Below are 18,579 nucleotides of genomic sequence, written 5' to 3' on the forward strand. Positions count from 1 at the left end.
GGCTGGCCGGCGGCTACCCGTGGCTGGCCAGCACGGGCGGCAGGGCCCGCAGGATGCGCTGCTCGGCCAGGGTGGAGAGCACGAACATCACCAGATAACCGAGGCCCAGCGCCACGATAATGGCCACCACGTTGGTGGTGAAGCGGGCCACCAGGTAGTAGGCCGCCACCAGCGCCACTATACCCACCGCGCGGATCAGCAGGCTCTGGGTAAAGTGGCCGTGGGCCTTGATGTAGGCAAGCTGGTAGCCGTTGAGCATCATGAAGATGAAGAAGAGGGAGAAGTGCAGCAGCACCGGCACGGCCCCCAGATAGTCGGCCGGGAACAGCAGCGACACCAGCGGCTTGCCCGCCAGCAGCATCACCAGGAAGAACACCAGACTGACGATGGCGCTGAGGCGGAAGATCCAGCGCCGGATCAGGCGGATCTGGCGGTGATCGCCGCTGCGCAGATTGACCGCCAGCTCAGGCAGCACGAAGCGGTAGATGGGGAAAACGAACAGGGTGGTCATGTAGGTAAAAATAGGGCGCACCACCACCTGAAAATCCCCCAGCTCGTCGAGGCTGAAGTGGCGAATGGTGAGCAGTACCGTGATGTAGATCATCAGGATGCTGGCCCCCGCCTCGAGGGACGCGGTAAAGCTCTTCTTCACATAGCTGCGCATCTCGGGGCCAAGCTCGACCCTGGCCAGCGGCCGGGTGGCGATGGCCCTACGCCGGTGCAGATACATGTAGCCGGCGATGGCGAGCGAGGAGAAGGTCAGCCCGTAGAAGAGCGAAGAGAGCGCATCCAGACCAAGTGCGAAATAACAGGCCATAAACAGCAGACCGTTGGCCAGCGGCTCCAGCCAGGTGACCCGGTTGGAGATCCCGTACATCCGGTACATGGCCACCAGATTGGTGAAGTAGACCTTGAGCCCCAGCCCGAAGATGACCCCCACCAGTTGCAGATATTCGGCCCGGATATGGAGCCCGTGCTTGATGTAGGGGATCACCAGCCCCCAGGTGAACAGCACCATGCCGATGAGGAAGTAGCGGAAGATATTGATGATGTCCCGATCGTTCCTGGTCTGGGAGTAGCTCACCACCATGGAGGAGCGAAAGCCGGTCATCAGGATGAGGGACAGCGAGATCAAATCCACCACGCTGTTGAACAGCGCCAGATCCCCCTTGGCCACCCACTGCGCCAGCCACACCTTGAAGGCGAAGCCGATGATGATGCTGGCCAGGGACGCCCACATGCCGGTGGTGAACGCCTGCTTGAGGCGGCCAAGTGAATCGGGTTGTTCGTCTTGAATTGCGTGCATCACGAAAGGCCCGCTAACTGCATGAAGAGAGGCCCATCTTATGAAAGGGGGCCGCCCTTGAACAGCCCGAAACAGGGGACAAGGGCGTCCCCCTGCCAGAAACGCCCGGTCGGGGCGCCTTCTTTAGTGCGCCCAGCGCGCCCTCCGGCTGCCGCCGCGCCAGCTTATGACTGGGGTACTGCCTTGATCAGCGCCTCGTAGTGATCGATAAGCTCAGGTCCGTGCAGCGGCGAGTCGTGACCGCCCACCACCGTCTTGATCGGCAGCTTCATCGCCTTGAGCCGCTCAAGGGTCTGCGGATAGGCCTTCACATCGGCAAAGCTCAGGTTGCCCAGCTTCTCCTTGAGGATGCAGTTGCCATAGAGCACCTGCTCGTCAGGGAAGTAGACAAAGATGCCGTCCGGGGTGTGGGCCGGGCCCGCGTAGAAGGCGCGCAGCTTGCCCTCTTGCAGCGTGAAGTCGCCATCGTGCACCACGTTGGGCAACACCAGCGGCAAGTCCGGGTACTCCGGCAGCCCCTTGCGGGTAAAGGCCACGATTTCGGCCCAGTCGCTCTTCATCAGGTCCCGGGTCTGACGGGTCGATACCACCTTGGCCCCGATGGACTTCCAGTAGGCGTTACCGCCTGCCCGGTCGGTGTGGTAGTTGGTGTTGATCACCTCCAGCACCGGCTTGCGGCTGACCCGTTTGATCAGCTTGTGCAGCTCGCGGGCGGTATCCGGCGTCCAGGTCGCCCCCACCACAGTCACGCCCTTGGCCCCGAAATAGACCATGGAATTTTCCTGCACGTAGTAGTTGTCCTCCACCATATAGACAGGGCCGCTCACCTGCGTCAGCGATATCCCTGCCGCCCGCACGCTGCCACCCCAGAAACTCGCCACCAGCACCAGGGCCCCGGCCAACCCGCACTTTATCCAACCTTTCATCATATTGCTCCCTCGCGCCAATCGCCCCCTCGCCACCCCTGTGACAAGCCGGGCCCATTTATCAGTGGGCAGAAAATACGGGGGATTTGTGAGGGGAAAATGAGGTTGTGTGAAGAGAAGGTGAAGTCTGGGGGAAATCGGTAGCGGCCTCCTATTTGCGAAAGTCCGAATACGCTTCGCTATTCGAACCGACAACACAGATAGCGACCCCTTACCCTGGCCCTCTCCCGAAGGAGAGGGGATGGTCCGTGCCAGTTCCAAACCCGGTTGCCAGACCAAATCAGAGGCGCATATTTGCTCCCTTCTCCCCTCGCGGGAGAAGGGTCGGGGATGAGGGAAGACAAACACTAATATGCGATAAATATTGGGCTTCGTAGACCGCCTAACTTAGATGGCCCTCTGGAAATCAATCACATCGCGAACATCCGATTACGTCCCACTAGTCGAATCTAAAGCCGTTATTGAGCTAGGTCGTATTTTTTATAATACTTACTTCCACAACAAAGACCGTTATGATAGTAATTAGATTGCCAATACCAAAGTGGGTCCGCCTTTACTGTCAAGTGGCGAAATACATGTTATGACCAATAAAGTAACTTATGCGTCATTAACTTAACCAAGCTTATACCCCTTCAACACACATTTCGGTGAAACAATGTTATATGAACAACGAATAGTCGCTTTCATTGATATACTTGGCTTCAAGTCTTTACTTAACGACACTATCGATAAAAATGGCAATGATGACGAAGAAGCAATTAACATGGTTATTTCTGCCTACAATGCCATTAGGGATATATGGGATCTAGATAAAAAATCGATTTATTTGGACACTAAATCTTACGATACAAAAAAGGTTTCTATTTTCTCTGATTGCCTTGTTATTTCCTTCGAGATAAACCAACCTAGCGAAGTATTTTTCACATTACTAGAGATAAAGTGGTTGATAATGAGATTAATAGCAAGAGGTATGCTTTGCCGAGGTGCTGTGACTATAGGGAAATTTATTCATACTGACCACTACTTATTTGGTCCAGCTCTAGTCGAAGCATATACTTTAGAATCAAAGGCTGCGATGTATCCAAGAGTTATCTTAGAGAGCTCAGTTATTGATGCGGGAATAGAAAACAAGAGTTATCATCACACACCTAACCAAGAACAAGAATATGTTCAGGCGCTATTGGAACAAGATTCTGACGGCATGTATTATATAGATTACTTTTTCAAAGCACAGTCTGAACTAGATGACCCTGATTATGACTTCCCTGATTACATAGAAAATCTGGCGAATATTATCCGGAAGGGATTAATGGGCTCAAGTCACCCAAGCAAAGCTGATATAAGAGTAAAATACTCTTGGATGAGGGAACGCTATAATAACATGATTGATATCGTAAAAAATGAAAGCACAATAAAATTACTTAGAGAAAACAATGAATTTGAGTTGGCTGACCTTTACAGCAAACTGAAAAAGATAAGCCCTAACAAATATAGTAAAAACCACATAAGATAGATCGACAAACAAGTCCTTTGATATTTCCCTAGCCGCCACAATAAAACATCACATTATGTCATCAATAAATACTTAGTCAGATGTCTATTAGACAATACCGTTACAATCGCAGCTATTCAGAAGAATTTCCTGTCAAGCACTATATGCAGAGCTTCATGAACAGTGAGGATATAAAGCAGAGGTAGTCATCGATGTACTAGTAGATTAGATGGTGGTAAACACCGGGGGCAACCAGCATTGGAAATAAAAAACCACCCGTATAACGGGTGGTTTTTTCATTATCTTCGGATAAACCAGAGAGATTTAACTCACCACACAAATCAAGCCAACGGCGGCGTCCGTGGCGGCACCATACGCTTGCTGCCGGTGGACTCGAAGGCCGAGGCGAAGCGCAGCAGGTTGTTGTCGTCATAGGCGCGACCGGCGAAGGTCAGACCCACCGGCATACCGATATCGGCCATGATGCCCATGGGGACGGTGACGGTCGGCACGCCGAGGTGGCGAATGGCGAGGTTGCCGTTGGCAACCCAGATGCCGTTGCTCCAGGCGATATCGGCGGAGGCCGGATTCACATCCGCATCAGCCGGGGCGACGTCGGCGACGGTCGGGAACAGCACGGCGTCGAGCTTGAGCCCGTCCATCCAGTCCTCCAGATCCAGCTTGCGGGTCTTCTCCAGCCCACGCAGGCCGTCTGGCACCGAGGCAATCTCGTCAAAGCGCTTGAGGCCGCGCTTGGCCATATTGACGTACTCGTCCATGCCCGCCGCCAGATCGCCCTCGCGGTTCGGCAGGGTGCCCGGATCGTGGGGGAAGATCTTCGGCCCATCGACATCGGCCAGCTTGTTGAGTTTGGGATCGCCGTTGGCACGCAGGAAGTCGTCAAACGCCCAGCCGGAGAGTTCCCACAGCTCGTCGTTGAGAAACTCCGGGCTCACGATGCCGCGATTGAACACGGTCGGCGCACCGGGTCGGTCCCCTTCGCAGTTGGAGACCAGCGGGAAGTCCACTTCGATGACCTCGGCGCCCGCGGCTTCCAGCGCCTGACAGGCCTGCTCCCACAGCGCAATCACGGCCTCGCGGGTATGGATGCGTTGACCGGTCGGGCCACCGATGCCGGGGTTATCGCTGGTGCCGGCCAGTTCATCCTTGTTGATAAACATGCGCGGCACGCCGAGGCGCTTGCCCTTGAGGGCATCAGGCTTGGCAGCCAGATCCAGATAGGACGCCGGACGCACCTCGGAGGCTTTGGGCAGCTGCACCCAGGGCTGCAGGCGCCACAGATCACCACGGGTATCGGCATCGTCGGCGACCACTACATCCAGCACTTCCAAGAGATCGTTCATGGTGCGGGCGTACGGCACCACCACATCCATGGTCGGAGTCAGCGGCCAGTTGCCGCGCACCGAGATGACGCCACGGGACGGGGTGTAGGCACACAGGCCGTTGTTGGAGGCAGGGCCACGGCCGCTCGACCAGGTCTCTTCGGCGAGACCGAAGGCGGAGAAGCTGGCGGCGGTGGCGGTGCCGGCGCCGTTGGAGGAGCCGGAGGCAAACGGCGCGGTCAGGTAGTCGGCGTTGTAGGGGCTCTCGGCACGGCCATAGACGCCGCGCTGCATGCCGCCATTGGCCATCGGCGGCATATTGGTTTTGCCAAGGCAGATGGCACCGGCGGCGCGCAGCCGCTCAACGGTAAAGGCATCGCGCTGGGCCACCAGATCCTTGAAGGCCGGGCTGCCGGAGGCGGCGGTCAGCCCCTTGACCAGATAGCTGTCTTTGGCGGTGTAGGGGATGCCGTCGAGCGGCCCCAGGGTTTCACCACGGGCGCGGCGAGCATCGGACGCCTGCGCCTCTTTCAGCGCATCGGGATTGGGCACCACGAGGGCGTTGAGTTTGGTTGCGGTCTCGGGGCCGTTGTAGGCCTCGATCCGGGCCAGATAGGCCTTGACCAGTTCGACCGCTGTAGTGCGGCCTGCTTCGAGCGCACCGCGCAGCTCGGCAATGGAAACCTCGGTCACTTCGATCATTTTGATCTCCTGTAAAAGGGTGACTTTTTGTCATGATGATCGCCGCATCAGCGCCTGCGACCATCATGTCATCAAGAGATAAAACCCCACGGCGTGGGGTTTTGAATACTCACCGGAACCGGTTTACGACCCGTCGCGAGAGGCCGTCAGCAAGGTGAAGAGCAGCGCAGAAACCGGAGCGTATAAACATACGTGAGCCCTCGGTTTCACATAAGCGAGCAGCACATGAGCCTTGATCACGGCCTCGCAGCAGGATCGTCATCCGGTTCTTATTTCCCTGAGGGGATTTGTTGAGTAATGCAGTGGATATTGCCACCGCCCAGCAGGATCTCGCGGGCCGGTACGCCGACGACCTTATGCTCCGGGAAGATCTCTTCCAGAATGCGCTGGGCTTCGCCATCGGTGGCAGCATCCAGCAGCGGGTAGACGATGCGATCGTTGGTGATGAGGAAGTTCACGTAGGAGCCGGCCAGACGGCCTTCTGCCTCGCGCGGCACACCGGTGCCGCTCTCGACGCCGGCAGACTCTTCCTGGGTGCAGAACAGCGGGCCCGGCTGAGGCAGCTTCCACACTTTCAGCTTGCGACCCTTGGCGTCGACCGCCGCTTCCAGCACCTTGAGGGCGGCCACGGAGCGCTCGTACTGGGGGTCGTTCTGGTCGTCAGTCCAGTGCAGGGCCACTTCACCCGGACGCACGAAGCAGCACATGTTGTCGATGTGGCCGTCGGTCTCGTCCATGTAGACGCCCTCGTCCAGCCAGATAAAGCTCTTCACGCCCAGATAGTCGCGCAGGTGAGATTCGATCTGCTCTTTGCTCAGGTGCGGGTTGCGGTTTTCGTTGAGCAGGCACTCAGCGGTGGTCAGGCAGGTGCCTTCGCCGTCGACGTGGATGGAGCCCCCTTCCAGGATCAGCGGCGCGTCGTAACGGGCCATGCCGTGCTGTGCCAGCATCTGGGCCGCCACTTGCTCGTCTTGATCCCACGGGTAGTAGAGACCGCCCTTGTGGCCGCCCCAGGCGTTGAAGCCCCAATCCACCCCACGGCACTCGCCGGCCGCGTTGGTGACGATGGTGGGGCCGCTGTCGCGGGCCCAGCAGTCATCGCTGTTCATTTCGACCAGGGTGACATGGGCGGGCATGATGGCGCGAGCCTGCTCCATAAACCGAGCCGGCACCCCCATAAAGACCGGGGTGGCTTGCCCGATGGCATCCGCCACCTTGGCGAAGGTGGCTTGCGCGAAGCGACCGGCCTCACGCCAGTTGTCCGGGCGAAACGGCCAGATCATCCAGACGGCCTGCTGGTGTGCCCACTCGGCGGGCATGGTGAAGCCGTCAGCGGCCGGCGTGGTGTTCATGGTCTTGATGCTCATCGCAAGGCTCCTTGCATGGATTGAGACCCCGTTGGCACCAAAACGTGGCGCGGGGATCCTGGAAAAATAACAGTGGTCGCAGTGTAAGAAGTTGCGCTCACATCCATCAAATGAATAGGATGGATTGTCCCATAAGCCTGGCAAATAATCTTGATGAAACTGCACCAGCTCGACCTCAACCTGCTGCTCGCCTTTGACGCCCTGATGGCGCAGGGCAGCGTCACCCGCGCCGCCGAAACCCTCTTTATCAGCCAGCCTGCCATGAGCCATGCGCTCAATCGTCTGCGCACCTTCTTTGGCGATCCGCTCTTGGTGCGCACCCCGCAGGGGATGCTGCCGACCCCGCGCGCCCAGCGGCTGCACCTGGGGGTGCAGCAGGCGCTGCGGCTGCTGGAGCAGCAGCTCAGCGACGAGGAGGTGTTCGAACCGAGCCAGTCGAAGCGCCGCTTCGTGCTCTGCACCACGGATTACGTGGAGTGCGTGCTGATCCCGCCGCTTATCCAGCGTCTCAAACGGCTGGCGCCCGGAGTCACCATCGAGATCCGCATCCTGCGCGACACCCTGCCCGAAGCCGAGCTGGCGAGCGGCGAAATCGATCTGGTGCTCGGCTTTGACGAATACATGCAGGTGCCTGGGTACCTCGGCAAGGAGACCTGGCTCACCGAGCCGCTGGCCGGGCTGGTGCGCGCCGACCTGCCGATGGCCGCCCCGGCGCTCGCAGAGAGTGGGGATGACCCGACGCTGCAGGCCGAGCGCATCAGCTTGTCGCAGCTGATCGAGATGCCCCACGTGTTCCACTCGCCCCTTGGTACCTCGGAGGCGAGCCTGGATCGCTATCTGAAGACGTTGGGCTTCAGCCGCACCATCTCGGTCAACAGCCAGAGCTATATGTCCGCCGCCGCCATCGTCAGCCAAAGCGATCACCTGCTGGTGCTGCCCAGCATGGTGGCCGAGCTGCTCGCCAGCCACTGGCCGCTGAAAAGCCTGCCGCTGCCCGAAGACGTGCCGGATTATCACCTCAACTGCGTCTGGCATCCGGTGCATGCGCAGCAACCGGCCCTGGTGTGGCTCAAGAATCTGATGAAAGAGCTGGTTAATCCGGAGTAACCCAGCTGGGTGTGGCCTCCCCCTCATCCCCAACCCTTCTCCCGCAAGGGGAGAAGGGAGCCAGACCTGGCTACGTGCAACAACCCGCTCTGGTGTGGCTCAAGCATCTGGTGAAGGAGCTGGTGAAGCCGGAGTAACCCGGCTGGGTGTGGCCTCCCCCTCATCCCCAACCCTTCTCCCGCAAGGGGAGAAGGGGGCTGCTCCTGCGCCACTGGTAGCATGGCTGACAACCTGTCTGCCGGGGCGAAATACATCCCACCAGCACATCGGTCTATCGACTCATCAGTTCATCAGTTCATCAGTTCATCAGTTCATCAGTTCATCAGTTCATTGTCACAAAACCCCACTCAAGCCCGAGATGATCGACAAGATGACAAATGTCACTCGATCTGTCCCCTCTCCCTCTGGGAGAGGGTCAGGGTGAGGGGAAGCAACCCACTCAGTCACCAGACGAGAGAATGGCTATATCTAATAGGGTCAAATAGCTCTGGATAGGCACCATGAGAACCCATCCATTTGCCAAACGAATGAGGCGAGAAGCCACCCTTGCCGAACAGAAGCTGTGGCTGCAATTGCGCGACCGCCGTCTGGCTGGGGTGAAATTCCGTCGCCAGATGCCCATCGGGCCCTACATTGTCGATTTCATCTCTCTTGAGCAGAGGCTGATCATCGAGGTCGATGGAGCGCAGCACAACGAACCGGCGAAGCGGCAATATGATGGCGTAAGAACGGCCTACCTCAATCAGCAGGGCTTTCGGGTGATCAGGGTGTGGAATAACGATGTGTTGAGTCGGATGGAGGCCGTACTGGAACTTCTTTTGCTCTCATTGCGCTGAGCAGAGCCCTCCCCCTCATCCCCAACCCTTCTCCCGCGAGGGAAGAAGGGAGCAAACAACCCGGCGGCGTGTGACATCCCCAGAAACAGCCATGGCTCCCACAAGGGGAGAAGGGAGCAAACAACTCGGCTGCGTGTGGCATCCCCAGATGACAACCATGGCTCCCACAAGGGGAGAAGGGGGCAAACAACCCGGCTGCGTGTGGCATCCCCAGAAACAACCATGGCTACCGCGAGGGGAGAAGGGAGCAAACAACCCGGCTGCGTGTGACATCCCCAGAAACAACCATGGCTCCCGCGAGGGGAGAAGGGGGCAAACAACCCGGCTGCGTGTGACCTCCCCATAAACAACCATGGCTCCCGCGGGAGCCATGGTTGTTTATAGGAGAGGCATTACGCCCGCAGGGCCGTCATCAGCTGGGTGACCACGCCACCCAACAGGACGGGGTCGGGGCGGCACTGGGCGAAGGTGACCAGGCCCTGGATGTTGATGAGCAAAAAGGCAGTCAGGGTCGGGATGTCGCGCCCGGCCGCCAACTCGCCGCGCTCGAGGGCCAGGCTCAGCACCGCCGCCAGATCCGCATCCAGCTCGCCATAGATGGCCTTGAGCTTCAGATGCAGCTCTTCGTCCTGCTCCGCCAGCTCCATCAGGGTGCGGGTCACCAGACAGGTGCCGCAGAGGGCGTCGTTCACCACCTGCTCGAGGTAGGCCTGCACCCCCGCCAGCGGGCTCGCGGCGGCGAAGAAGCTGCGCCGCAGGGCGCTCTTCTCCTGCACATAGTGGTCGACCGCCGCCAGCAGCAGGCCGCGCTTGTTGCCAAACGCCGCGTAGAGGCTGCCCGGATGCAACCCGGTCGCCGCCACCAGCTCCTGCATGGTGGTCTTGGCGTAACCCTTGGCCCGAAATGCCTCCATGGCATTTCGCAAGACGTCGTCCCGGTTGAACTCGGCGCTGCGCATGGTTTCTCCGTTGAAAAAGCGGATTCACCGGCCTGGGGCCGGCGAGGGGAAATAAGAGGGCGGCAAGTTTACCCCAGCGGGACGGCAACACCAACCCATGTTGAATGCTCGTTCAAAAAAGACTTGCACACAAAACAAAAAACGTCTTGAATGCACGTTCAAGAATCACTCCCTCAGGACAGACGATCATGAATACCCTGTTTCAGCCCTATCGCCTCAACGACACCCTCACCCTCGCCAACCGTTTCATGATGGCTCCCCTCACCCGCTGCATGGCAGGCCCGGGCCTGGTGCCCACCGAGCAGATGGCCGCCTATTATGCGCGCCGCGCCGACATCGGCCTCATCATCTCCGAAGCCACCATCATCCGGCCGGACGGGCAGGGCTACCCCAACACCCCGGGGCTCTACAGCGCCGAGCAGATCGCCGGCTGGAAGAAAGTGACCGGCGCCGTGCATGCCAACGGCGGCAAGATCTTCGCCCAGCTGTGGCACGTGGGTCGTCTCTCCCACCCCTTCTTCCACCACGCCGAAGTGCTGGCCCCCTCTGCCGTCGCCCATGAGGGCACGGTGCCGCGCATGCGCGAGCTGGTCTATCAGGTGCCGCGCGCCCTGACCGAGCGCGAAATCGCCCAGCTGGTCGAGGATTACGCCCAGGCCGCCGCCAACGCCATCGAAGCGGGCTTTGACGGGGTGGAGATCCACGGTGCCAACGGCTACCTCATCGATCAGTTCCTGCACCACGCCAGCAACCTGCGCACCGACAACTACGGCGGCAGCCCCGAGAACATGAGCCGTTTCGCGCTGGAGGTGGTGGATGCCATCAATGCCCGCATCGGCGGGGATCGGGTGGGCCTGCGCCTCTCCCCCGGCGCCTATGTGCACCTGGAAGGGGATGCCCGGGATCGCGCCGTGTTCGACCATCTGCTGGCCGAGCTGAACCAGCGCAACCTGGCCTATGTGCACCTCGGCATCTTCGATGACAGCCTCACCTTCGACTACCTGGACGGCCGCGCCTCCGACTACCTGCGCGCCCGCTACGACGGCCATCTGGTGGGGGTGGGCAACTACAGCGCCGAGACCGCAGCCGAGGCCATCGAGGCCGACCGCTTCGACCTGGTCGCCATCGGTCGCCCGCTCATCGCCAACCCGGACTACCTCGCCAAGGTGATACAGGGCGATGCCCTGGTGCCCTATGCCGACACCATGCTGGCCGAGCTGGTCTAACGCTCGCCGGCACCTTGCCTGACCAAGGATGGGATCCGCGCCCTCGCGCGGGTTTCCAATGTTTGGGCCCCTCTCGGGCCCTTTTTTGTGCCTGCTCGTCATGCCCGCCAGTTCCGTGATCCCTCGCTGACCCAATAAAAAAGTTGCTAGTAACAACTAGTTGGCTATATTGGTTGTTGATGACAACCAAATAGGAAGCCCTGATATGGATCCCCGCCCCCTGCGCGCCCTGTCGCGCGATCTGGTTCGCGAACTCGGCATGCTCTCCCAACAGTGCGGCGAACTGGCGCTCAGCCCGCTCGAAGCCCATCTGCTGATCGAGCTGGAGAGCGGCCCCGCCACCAACCAGCAACTGGCGGAGCGGCTGCGCATCGACAAGTCCAACGCCAGCCGCCCGCTGGCCCGTCTGGCCGAGCGCGAGCTCATCAGCTGGCATCCCCATCCGTCCGATGGTCGCAGCAAGGAGGCGCGCCTCACCATCGCCGGCCAGGCTCAACTGCTGGATCTGCATCAGGAGATGGACAGCGCCATGGAGGAGACCCTGGCCCAACTCACCCTCGCCGAGCGCGAGCAGCTGTGGGAAGGCCTGCGCCTCTATCGCAGCGCGCTCTCCCGTGCCCGCCGCCAGCAGGGCTATCGCATTCGCCCCATCACCCAGGCCGATAACCCAGCCATCGCTGCCGTGGTGCGCGCCGTCTCCGCCGAATACGGCCTCACCGCCGACAAGGGCTACGGCGTAGCGGATCCCAATCTCGACTTTCTTCATGAAACCTACCTGGGCGAGCGCAGCCGCTACTGGGTGATCGAGGGACCCGATGGCACCATTCTGGGCGGGGGCGGCATAGCGCCGCTGGCGGGGGAAGAGGGGCAAGTCTGCGAGCTGCAGAAGATGTACTTCATGCCCTCCCTGCGCGGGCTGGGACTGGGACGGCGGCTGGTGCTGCAGGCGCTGGACGAGGCGCGCGCGCTCGGCTATCAGCGCTGCTACCTGGAGACCACCGCCGTGCTGCGCGAGGCCACCGCACTCTACGAGTCCCTGGGCTTCGAGCACCTGCCGGGGCCGCTCGGCAGCACCGGCCACGATGCCTGCGAGATCTGCATGGTGCTGGCGCTCGCCGCCAACGAGACCCTGCCTGTGGCGTGAAGCATAAAGACCGGATGAACAAGGGCGGCCCTGGTACCGCCCTTTTGTTTGCCTGTTGCTCAGGGCCAGACGGCAGGTAACGCAATATGGCATGAAGGGTGAGGCCTGACGTCAGCCGGAGTTGCCGGACGGTGTTTACAGTCAGGCCAAGGCAGACTGGGGCGCTGGGCGCCTGTCAGGTGGGAAAGTAGAACCAGGCCGTTTTGATAAGGCCGGCCTCCACCTCAAACACCGCCATGCTCTCCAGCGGCTCGGGGGAGAGGCCATAGATCAACTCGTGATCGAACACCTTGTTGCCGATGACGGTGCGCGCCAGCAGCTCGGCCCGCAGGGCCGGGTTGTTGAAACGATGTTCGGCATAGAAGGCGCTGAGCGCCTCCTTGCCCACTGTGCTCGGGCTCTCCGTCGGCATCCGGTACCCCTTGAACGCATCGGAGAAGCAGGCCAGGAAGGCCTCGAGATCATGGGCGTTGTAAGCGTTAAATTGTGCCTCGACGGGCAGTTCGACCGACATGCATCACTCCCTGAATCATGTGTAAGCCCCCTTTATAGGGGGCATTGCTCCCCTTGTCGACCGGTGACGGCGGCGCTCCCCCCATCCGCGCCCTGTTCGCCATCCAAAAAGAGACCCCGCCGAAGCGGGGTCTCTTTTTATCCTGTCTGCCTGTCGGCAAGCCCTTGTCAGTGCTCGCGGGTCTGGCGGAACTGGACGTCAGGGTGACGCTCCTGGGCCAGGCGCAGGTTGACCATGGTCGGCGCGATGTAGGTGAGGTTGTCACCGCCATCGAGGGCCAGGTTGACCTCGTTCTTGCGCTTGAACTCCTCGAACTTCTTGACGTCGGTCCCTTCCACCCAGCGGGCAGTGGCGACGTTGACCGCCTCGTAGATGGCCTCGACGTTGTACTCGCTCTTCAGGCGCGAGACCACTACGTCGAACTGCAGCACACCGACCGCACCGACGATGAGATCGTTGCTGATGAGCGGACGGAACACCTGCACCGCCCCCTCTTCGGAGAGCTGCACCAGCCCCTTGAGCAGCTGCTTCTGCTTGAGCGGGTCGCGCAGGCGGATGCGGCGGAACAGTTCCGGCGCGAAGTTCGGGATGCCGGTGAACTTCAGATCCTCACCCTGGGTAAAGGTGTCGCCGATCTGGATGGTGCCGTGGTTGTGCAGACCGATGATGTCGCCGGCGAAGGCGTCTTCCGCCTGCTCCCGGTCACCGGCCATGAAGGTCACGGCGTCGGAGATGTTCACGTCCTTGCCGATGCGCACGTGGCGCATCTTCATGCCCTTGCTGTAGGTGCCGGAGACGATGCGCATAAAGGCGATACGGTCGCGGTGTTTCGGATCCATGTTCGCCTGGATCTTGAACACGAAGCCGGAGAACTTCTCCTCGGTCGCCACCACTTCGCGGCTCTCGGCCTTGCGCGGCATCGGGGCCGGCGCCCAGTCGGTCAGGCCGTCCAGCATGTGGTCGACACCGAAGTTGCCGAGTGCGGTACCGAAGAAGACCGGGGTCATCTCACCGGCGATGAAGGCGTCGTGATCGAACTCGGGGGAGGCACCCTGCACCAGCTCCAGCTCGCCGCGCAGCTGGGCAGCCAGATCTTCGCCGATGGCGGCGTCCAGCTCGGGGTTGTTCAACCCCTTGACCACCCGCTTCTCCTGGATGGTGTGGCCCTGACCGCTCTGATACAGATAGGTCTCGTCCTTGTAGAGGTGATAGACACCCTTGAAGGATTTGCCGCAACCGATGGGCCAGGTGATGGGGGCGCACATGATGTTGAGCTCACGCTCCACCTCGTCCATCACCTCCATGGGATCGCGCACTTCGCGGTCCAGTTTGTTCATGAAGGTGAGGATGGGGGTGTCGCGCAGCCGGGTCACTTCCATCAGCTTGCGGGTCCGGTCTTCAACACCCTTGGCGGCGTCGATGACCATCAGGCAGCAGTCGACCGCCGTCAGGGTACGGTAGGTATCTTCGGAGAAGTCCTCGTGACCCGGGGTATCGAGCAGGTTGACCAGGCAGTCGGCGTAGGGGAACTGCATCACCGAGGTGGTGATGGAGATACCACGCTGCTTCTCCATCTCCATCCAGTCGGATTTGGCGTGCTGACCCGAGCCACGGCCCTTGACGGTACCGGCGCGCTGAATGGCCTGTCCGAACAGCAGTACCTTTTCGGTGATGGTGGTTTTACCCGCATCCGGGTGCGAGATGATCGCAAAAGTGCGTCTCTTGGAGACTTCACTCAGAAATTCAGCTGACATAATTCAACGTTCTTCTATTGGGCGGCGGCCTTAAGCCACCGTGGGATAATTCCGGAGTGCCGCATTGACTCACGGTCCGGCATGGATACGCAACGGGCCACTCGGGCGGGCATCAGACCCGCCGGTGGAGAGAGGAAGAGGGTTGCGTTACATGGGTCTTCTCACCTGAGCCAAAGCAAAATTGCGCGACATTATACCCGCGCGAGTGAAAAATACCCAGCCCGGCTTTGCAGGGTGGTGCACCCTATTCGGCCCGCATCACCTGGTTGCGGCCGGCCTGCTTGGCCCGGTACATGGCCTCGTCGGCCCGCTGCACCAGCCCCCCCAGGCTCTCGTCGAGAGGACCCTGCTGGGCACAACCGATGCTGACGTTGACAAAACGCCCCTCCAGCATCCCCTCGATACGCAGCTGGGAGACGCGATGACGGATCCGCTCCGCCACTTCCATCGCCTCGTCCAGACAGGTGTCGGGCAGCAGCACCAGAAACTCTTCGCCACCGTTGCGCCCCACTCTGTCCAGCGAACGCAGCTGGGCGGCGATGCACTTGGCCACGGCGGCCAGCACCAGATCCCCCACGTGGTGGCCCAGCTGGTCATTGACCAGCTTGAAGTGATCGATGTCCAGCAGCAGCACCGAGAAGGGCTTGCCCTGCTCCCGCGCCTGTCTGAACCAGTGCTGGCCCTTGTTCTGGATCTGGCGGCGGTTGTGCAGCCCGGTCAGATCGTCGGTCATGGCGAGCCGGCGCATCTGGCGGGAGCGATTGAACTGGTGCAGCGCCAGCATGCCCATCACCAGCAACAACAGGGCCACCACCACGTACTGCCAGTGGCGCCGCTCCTGCAGTTGCTTGAGCTTGGCCTCCTGCAGCAGCTGCTTGGTCTTGAGGGCCTGGTTCTCCAGCTCCTTGCGAGCCAGATCGAACTCGAAGCGCATCTGCAACGAGCGCTGCTCCCTGAGCACCCGTTCCAGCGAGTGCTTGGTCTCGACAAACAGCTTGAGGTTGCTGAGCGCGGCGCTGATCTGCCCCTGCTGCTCCAGGATCCGTGCCCGCACCTCGTAAACCCGCGCCAGGAAGCGCTGGTTCTTCTCCTTGACGAAGATGGGTTCGGCGTGGGCCAGGTAGTAGAGCGCCTTGGTCGGGTTGCCCTGCGCCGCCTCCGCCATCCCCATCACCAGTTGCCAGTGACCCAGGGTGACGCTGTCGGAGCTCTCGCGCCCCTGCAAAATGGCGTCAGCCTGGCGCAGCTTGCTCACCGCCTTGGTCACCTTGCCCTGATTGAGCAGTATGGTGGCGATCTCGATCCGGACCCAGGCCAGCAGCCCCTCTTTCTGCTGAGAACGATAGAACTGCTCGGCCATCTTCATCAGCGGCAGCGCCCGGTCATACTCCCCCATCTCGGAGTAGAGCAGCCCCTGCTGGGAGCGGATCCTCACCAGCGGCTCCTGAGCGCGCAGGGCGCTGTAGTCATGGGCCAGCTCTTCGAAATACCCCTCGGCCCGCTCATAGAGCCCCATCCGCCGATAGGCGTTGGCGATCTGGGCCAGCACCTCCCGTGCCTTGCCATCCAGCCCCAGCGACTCGAAGCGCTTGTGCGCCTCGATGAGCTCCATCAGCCCCTCCGCCAGCTCACCCTGATAGGCGTACATGTCGCCGCGCAAGCTGAGGATGTCCGCCTCCTGCACCCGATCACCGAGCCGGCGGGCCAGCACCAGCGCCTGCTGGTAGTCCTCCTTGGCCTGCTCCATGTTGCCGAGCATCTGCTGATGGAAGGCGCGGCAGGCCAGCAGACCTGTCTCGGTGATCCTGTCCTTGCGGGCCCGGGCACCGGCCAGTTCCTGGTCGGCAAAGTCCACCACGGCACGGTACTCGTCGTCCCACTCGGAAGGCATGGCCCAGCACTGCAGCCGCACGATGCGCCCCTGCACGTCGGGGGGATAGGCTTCCTTGCTCGCCACCAAGGCGGCGATGCGCAGCCGGAACATGCGATCGGGCTGGAACCCCTCCTCCAGCAGCTGTAACTCGCGGGAGAGCTGGGGCTCGGTCAGCGGCGCCCGGGCCGCCCAGGCGAGGGGCGTACACAATCCCGTCAGCAGGATCAGGGTCATGATGCGTTTCATGCCGGTTCGGTTTCCCCTCAGGTGGTGCTAGTACACGAATATGCTCACTCCCCCCATCATATCTCGCCTTGCAGCAACACACAGCAACCATGGAAAAAGAGAGGAGATAGGCCAGATCCGGCAGGCTCTCACGCTGACCGAACGCGCCCCTTTACAGATGGAAAATCAGCATCGACTATAGGCGCCATCCAACACAGGGAAGCGCAGGTTGATGACATATCAGGAGCTGCAGGCGGCCTACGACAAGCTGCTGCAGGAGAACGAACGGCTCAGGCGGGTCGCCGACGATGCGCGGGAGAAGCTGGAAGCCGCCATGGACGGCACCGGCCTGTGCATCTGGCAGAACCACGTGCCCACCGGCAAGCTCATCATCTTCAACCGGCGCTGGGGTTCCATGCTCGGCTACCAGCCCAAGGAGCTGTCGGCCCACTTCGACGTCTGGCGCGAGCATCTGCATCCGGAAGACAGGGAGCGGGTGCTGCAGGCCTTCTTCGATCACCTGAGCGGCAAGAGCCCGTTTTATCAGGTGATGCACCGGATGATCGCCAAGGATGGCAAGACCACCTGGGTGCTGGACCGGGGCCGGGTGGTGGAGCGGGACGCACAGGGCAACCCCGTTCGGGTGATGGGCACCCACATCGACATCACCCACGAGAAGGAGTACGAACAGCAGCTGGCCCGGCTCGCCCACCGGGATCCCCTCACCGGCCTTGCCAACCGCACCGCCCTGCAACGCAAGTTCAACCAGGGTTTCAAAGCCATCTGCTTCATCGATCTGGACGACTTCAAGCAGGTCAACGACAACCTGGGCCACCGCGCCGGCGACGAGCTGCTGATCGCCCTCACCCGCCGGCTGCGCGACTGTTGCGAGGAGGGGGTGAAGATAGGCCGGCTCGGCGGCGACGAATTCGTGCTGCTGCTGCCTTGGGCCAGCGACGATCCCCGCACCAGCCAGCTGGCCAGCCAGTGCATCGACGCCATCGCCACCCCGTTCGAGCTGCCCAACGGCGACGCCTCGGTGGGCTTGAGCATGGGGATTGCGGCAATCCGGCCGCAGGATGATTTCAGCACGGCGCTGGCCCGGGCCGACCAGGCCATGTATCGGGTCAAGCGCAGCGGCAAGCGGGGCTTTCATGTCGCCCGGCCGAGTGGCCAGCCACTGCTGGATCAGGAGCAGGTCAACGAGCGCGGGCTCGGCCACCAGCCCCGCCCCTGAACAGGGTCAGATGGGCAGCGGCCCCATCACCTTGACCGCCCGAATGGCGAAGTGGCTGCTGATGTCGTTGACCATGTCCTGGGACTGCAACCGCCGGATCCATTGCTCGTAGGCGGGCAGGTCGGGCACCACCACCTCCAGCAGGTAGTCGTAGTTGCCGGAGACGGTGTGACAACTGATCACCTCCGCCATGGCCGCCACCGCCTGCTCGAAGGCCTCCACCAGCGGCTCCCTGTGCTGACTGAGCCGCACGTTGACGAAGATGGTGATGCCAAGCCCGAGCATCTCCCGCGCCAGCACGGCGCGATACCCCCGTATATGGCCCTCCCCCTCCAGCCGCTTCAGGCGCCGGGCACAGGGGGAGGCGGACAAGCCTACCTGCTCCGCCAGCTCCACGGTCGTGAGGCGCCCATCCTGTTGCAGCAAGCGCAGCAGATGTAAATCAATCCTGTCGAGCATCTTGGTGATATCCGGTAAAAATCCCTTTTGGATTGGCTGAAACTAGCAATTACACCCCAATTTCTCAAACAGTTTGCCCTGCAACACCCTCCCCCCTGGCGTGATAATG

The 18,579-nt window shown here is 61.1% G+C and carries 15 protein-coding genes; 6 read left to right on the forward strand and 9 right to left on the reverse strand.

The features are described 5' to 3' along the window. Positions 1-13: 13 nt before the first annotated feature. Entirely contained in the window at positions 14-1,306 is a 1,293-nt protein-coding gene (locus ACB031_RS16040) for a membrane protein (RefSeq protein ID WP_019839892.1), read from the reverse strand. 164 nt (positions 1,307-1,470) lie between these two features. After that, positions 1,471-2,232 carry a CphA family subclass B2 metallo-beta-lactamase gene (locus tag ACB031_RS16045; RefSeq protein ID WP_258119843.1) on the reverse strand — a complete coding sequence of 254 codons (762 nt, stop codon included), beginning with the start codon at positions 2,230-2,232 and terminating at the stop codon, positions 1,471-1,473. A gap of 655 nt (positions 2,233-2,887) precedes the next feature. Between ACB031_RS16045 and ACB031_RS16050 the strand changes: the two genes are divergently transcribed. Continuing rightward, positions 2,888-3,745 carry a hypothetical protein gene (locus ACB031_RS16050; protein ID WP_371139889.1) on the forward strand — a complete coding sequence of 286 codons (858 nt, stop codon included), beginning with the start codon at positions 2,888-2,890 and terminating at the stop codon, positions 3,743-3,745. Positions 3,746-4,065: 320 nt separating this feature from the next. Here the strand turns inward: ACB031_RS16050 and ACB031_RS16055 are convergent, their stop codons facing one another. Then, on the reverse strand, positions 4,066-5,769 hold the full coding sequence (locus ACB031_RS16055) for an amidase (RefSeq protein ID WP_371139890.1): 1,704 nt from the start codon (positions 5,767-5,769) through the stop codon (positions 4,066-4,068). Between the two features lie 269 nt (positions 5,770-6,038). Next, on the reverse strand, positions 6,039-7,136 hold the full coding sequence (gene aguA / locus ACB031_RS16060; RefSeq protein ID WP_371139891.1) for an agmatine deiminase: 1,098 nt from the start codon (positions 7,134-7,136) through the stop codon (positions 6,039-6,041). Positions 7,137-7,289: 153 nt separating this feature from the next. Between aguA and ACB031_RS16065 the strand changes: the two genes are divergently transcribed. Further along, positions 7,290-8,243, forward strand: coding sequence for a LysR family transcriptional regulator (locus ACB031_RS16065; protein ID WP_371139952.1), 954 nt, complete (start codon positions 7,290-7,292; stop codon positions 8,241-8,243). A gap of 500 nt (positions 8,244-8,743) precedes the next feature. Then, the gene (locus tag ACB031_RS16070) at positions 8,744-9,079 is read left to right on the forward strand and encodes an endonuclease domain-containing protein (protein WP_371139892.1); all 336 of its coding nucleotides are present in this window, start codon (positions 8,744-8,746) and stop codon (positions 9,077-9,079) included. A 392-nt stretch (positions 9,080-9,471) separates the two neighbouring features. Here ACB031_RS16070 and ACB031_RS16075 read toward each other — a convergent pair whose 3' ends face one another. Further along, positions 9,472-10,038 carry a TetR/AcrR family transcriptional regulator gene (locus tag ACB031_RS16075; protein WP_005308958.1) on the reverse strand — a complete coding sequence of 189 codons (567 nt, stop codon included), beginning with the start codon at positions 10,036-10,038 and terminating at the stop codon, positions 9,472-9,474. A gap of 188 nt (positions 10,039-10,226) precedes the next feature. On the opposite strand from ACB031_RS16075, the gene ACB031_RS16080 reads away from it, so the two are divergent. Together ACB031_RS16080 and ACB031_RS16085 are read left to right on the forward strand one after the other, a co-directional pair. After that, entirely contained in the window at positions 10,227-11,264 is a 1,038-nt protein-coding gene (locus tag ACB031_RS16080) for an alkene reductase (protein ID WP_162518757.1), read from the forward strand. 205 nt (positions 11,265-11,469) lie between these two features. Further along, positions 11,470-12,408: a bifunctional helix-turn-helix transcriptional regulator/GNAT family N-acetyltransferase gene (locus ACB031_RS16085; protein ID WP_019839900.1), complete on the forward strand. Its 939-nt coding sequence runs from the start codon at positions 11,470-11,472 to the stop codon at positions 12,406-12,408. 175 nt (positions 12,409-12,583) lie between these two features. On the opposite strand, the gene ACB031_RS16090 is transcribed toward ACB031_RS16085, so the two are convergent. The 3 genes from ACB031_RS16090 to ACB031_RS16100 all read right to left on the reverse strand — a co-directional run bounded on the left by ACB031_RS16090 (position 12,584) and on the right by ACB031_RS16100 (position 16,783). Beyond that, entirely contained in the window at positions 12,584-12,922 is a 339-nt protein-coding gene (locus ACB031_RS16090; RefSeq protein WP_017764044.1) for a nuclear transport factor 2 family protein, read from the reverse strand. Positions 12,923-13,089: 167 nt separating this feature from the next. Further along, entirely contained in the window at positions 13,090-14,679 is a 1,590-nt protein-coding gene (gene prfC, locus ACB031_RS16095; protein WP_025202215.1) for a peptide chain release factor 3, read from the reverse strand. Between the two features lie 241 nt (positions 14,680-14,920). Then, the gene (locus tag ACB031_RS16100; protein ID WP_371139953.1) at positions 14,921-16,783 is read right to left on the reverse strand and encodes a diguanylate cyclase; all 1,863 of its coding nucleotides are present in this window, start codon (positions 16,781-16,783) and stop codon (positions 14,921-14,923) included. A gap of 223 nt (positions 16,784-17,006) precedes the next feature. Here ACB031_RS16100 and ACB031_RS16105 point away from each other — a divergent pair, with 223 nt between their 5' ends. Continuing rightward, a complete protein-coding gene (locus ACB031_RS16105) occupies positions 17,007-18,011 on the forward strand; it encodes a sensor domain-containing diguanylate cyclase (RefSeq protein WP_226009944.1) in 1,005 nt (334 codons plus the stop codon). A 6-nt stretch (positions 18,012-18,017) separates the two neighbouring features. On the opposite strand, the gene ACB031_RS16110 is transcribed toward ACB031_RS16105, so the two are convergent. Beyond that, a complete protein-coding gene (locus ACB031_RS16110) occupies positions 18,018-18,470 on the reverse strand; it encodes an Lrp/AsnC family transcriptional regulator (protein WP_010635095.1) in 453 nt (150 codons plus the stop codon). Positions 18,471-18,579 lie beyond the last annotated feature (109 nt).

The sequence above is a fragment of the Aeromonas sp. S8(2024) genome (assembly GCF_041403085.1).
GTDB lineage: Bacteria > Pseudomonadota > Gammaproteobacteria > Enterobacterales > Aeromonadaceae > Aeromonas > Aeromonas dhakensis.

Excerpts from the sequence above, each read along its gene's own strand:
- ACB031_RS16090 (WP_017764044.1), bottom strand. The coding sequence starts at position 12,922 with ATGTCGGTCGAACTGCCCGTCGAGGCACAATTTAACGCTTACAACGCC.
- ACB031_RS16110 (WP_010635095.1), bottom strand. The coding sequence starts at position 18,470 with ATGCTCGACAGGATTGATTTACATCTGCTGCGCTTGCTGCAACAGGAT.
- ACB031_RS16105 (WP_226009944.1), top strand. The coding sequence starts at position 17,007 with ATGACATATCAGGAGCTGCAGGCGGCCTACGACAAGCTGCTGCAGGAG.
- ACB031_RS16055 (WP_371139890.1), bottom strand. The coding sequence starts at position 5,769 with ATGATCGAAGTGACCGAGGTTTCCATTGCCGAGCTGCGCGGTGCGCTC.
- ACB031_RS16070 (WP_371139892.1), top strand. The coding sequence starts at position 8,744 with ATGAGAACCCATCCATTTGCCAAACGAATGAGGCGAGAAGCCACCCTT.
- ACB031_RS16100 (WP_371139953.1), bottom strand. The coding sequence starts at position 16,783 with ATGACCCTGATCCTGCTGACGGGATTGTGTACGCCCCTCGCCTGGGCG.
- ACB031_RS16045 (WP_258119843.1), bottom strand. The coding sequence starts at position 2,232 with ATGAAAGGTTGGATAAAGTGCGGGTTGGCCGGGGCCCTGGTGCTGGTG.
- ACB031_RS16040 (WP_019839892.1), bottom strand. The coding sequence starts at position 1,306 with ATGCACGCAATTCAAGACGAACAACCCGATTCACTTGGCCGCCTCAAG.
- ACB031_RS16075 (WP_005308958.1), bottom strand. The coding sequence starts at position 10,038 with ATGCGCAGCGCCGAGTTCAACCGGGACGACGTCTTGCGAAATGCCATG.
- ACB031_RS16050 (WP_371139889.1), top strand. The coding sequence starts at position 2,888 with ATGTTATATGAACAACGAATAGTCGCTTTCATTGATATACTTGGCTTC.
- aguA (WP_371139891.1), bottom strand. The coding sequence starts at position 7,136 with ATGAGCATCAAGACCATGAACACCACGCCGGCCGCTGACGGCTTCACC.
- ACB031_RS16065 (WP_371139952.1), top strand. The coding sequence starts at position 7,290 with ATGAAACTGCACCAGCTCGACCTCAACCTGCTGCTCGCCTTTGACGCC.
- ACB031_RS16085 (WP_019839900.1), top strand. The coding sequence starts at position 11,470 with ATGGATCCCCGCCCCCTGCGCGCCCTGTCGCGCGATCTGGTTCGCGAA.
- ACB031_RS16080 (WP_162518757.1), top strand. The coding sequence starts at position 10,227 with ATGAATACCCTGTTTCAGCCCTATCGCCTCAACGACACCCTCACCCTC.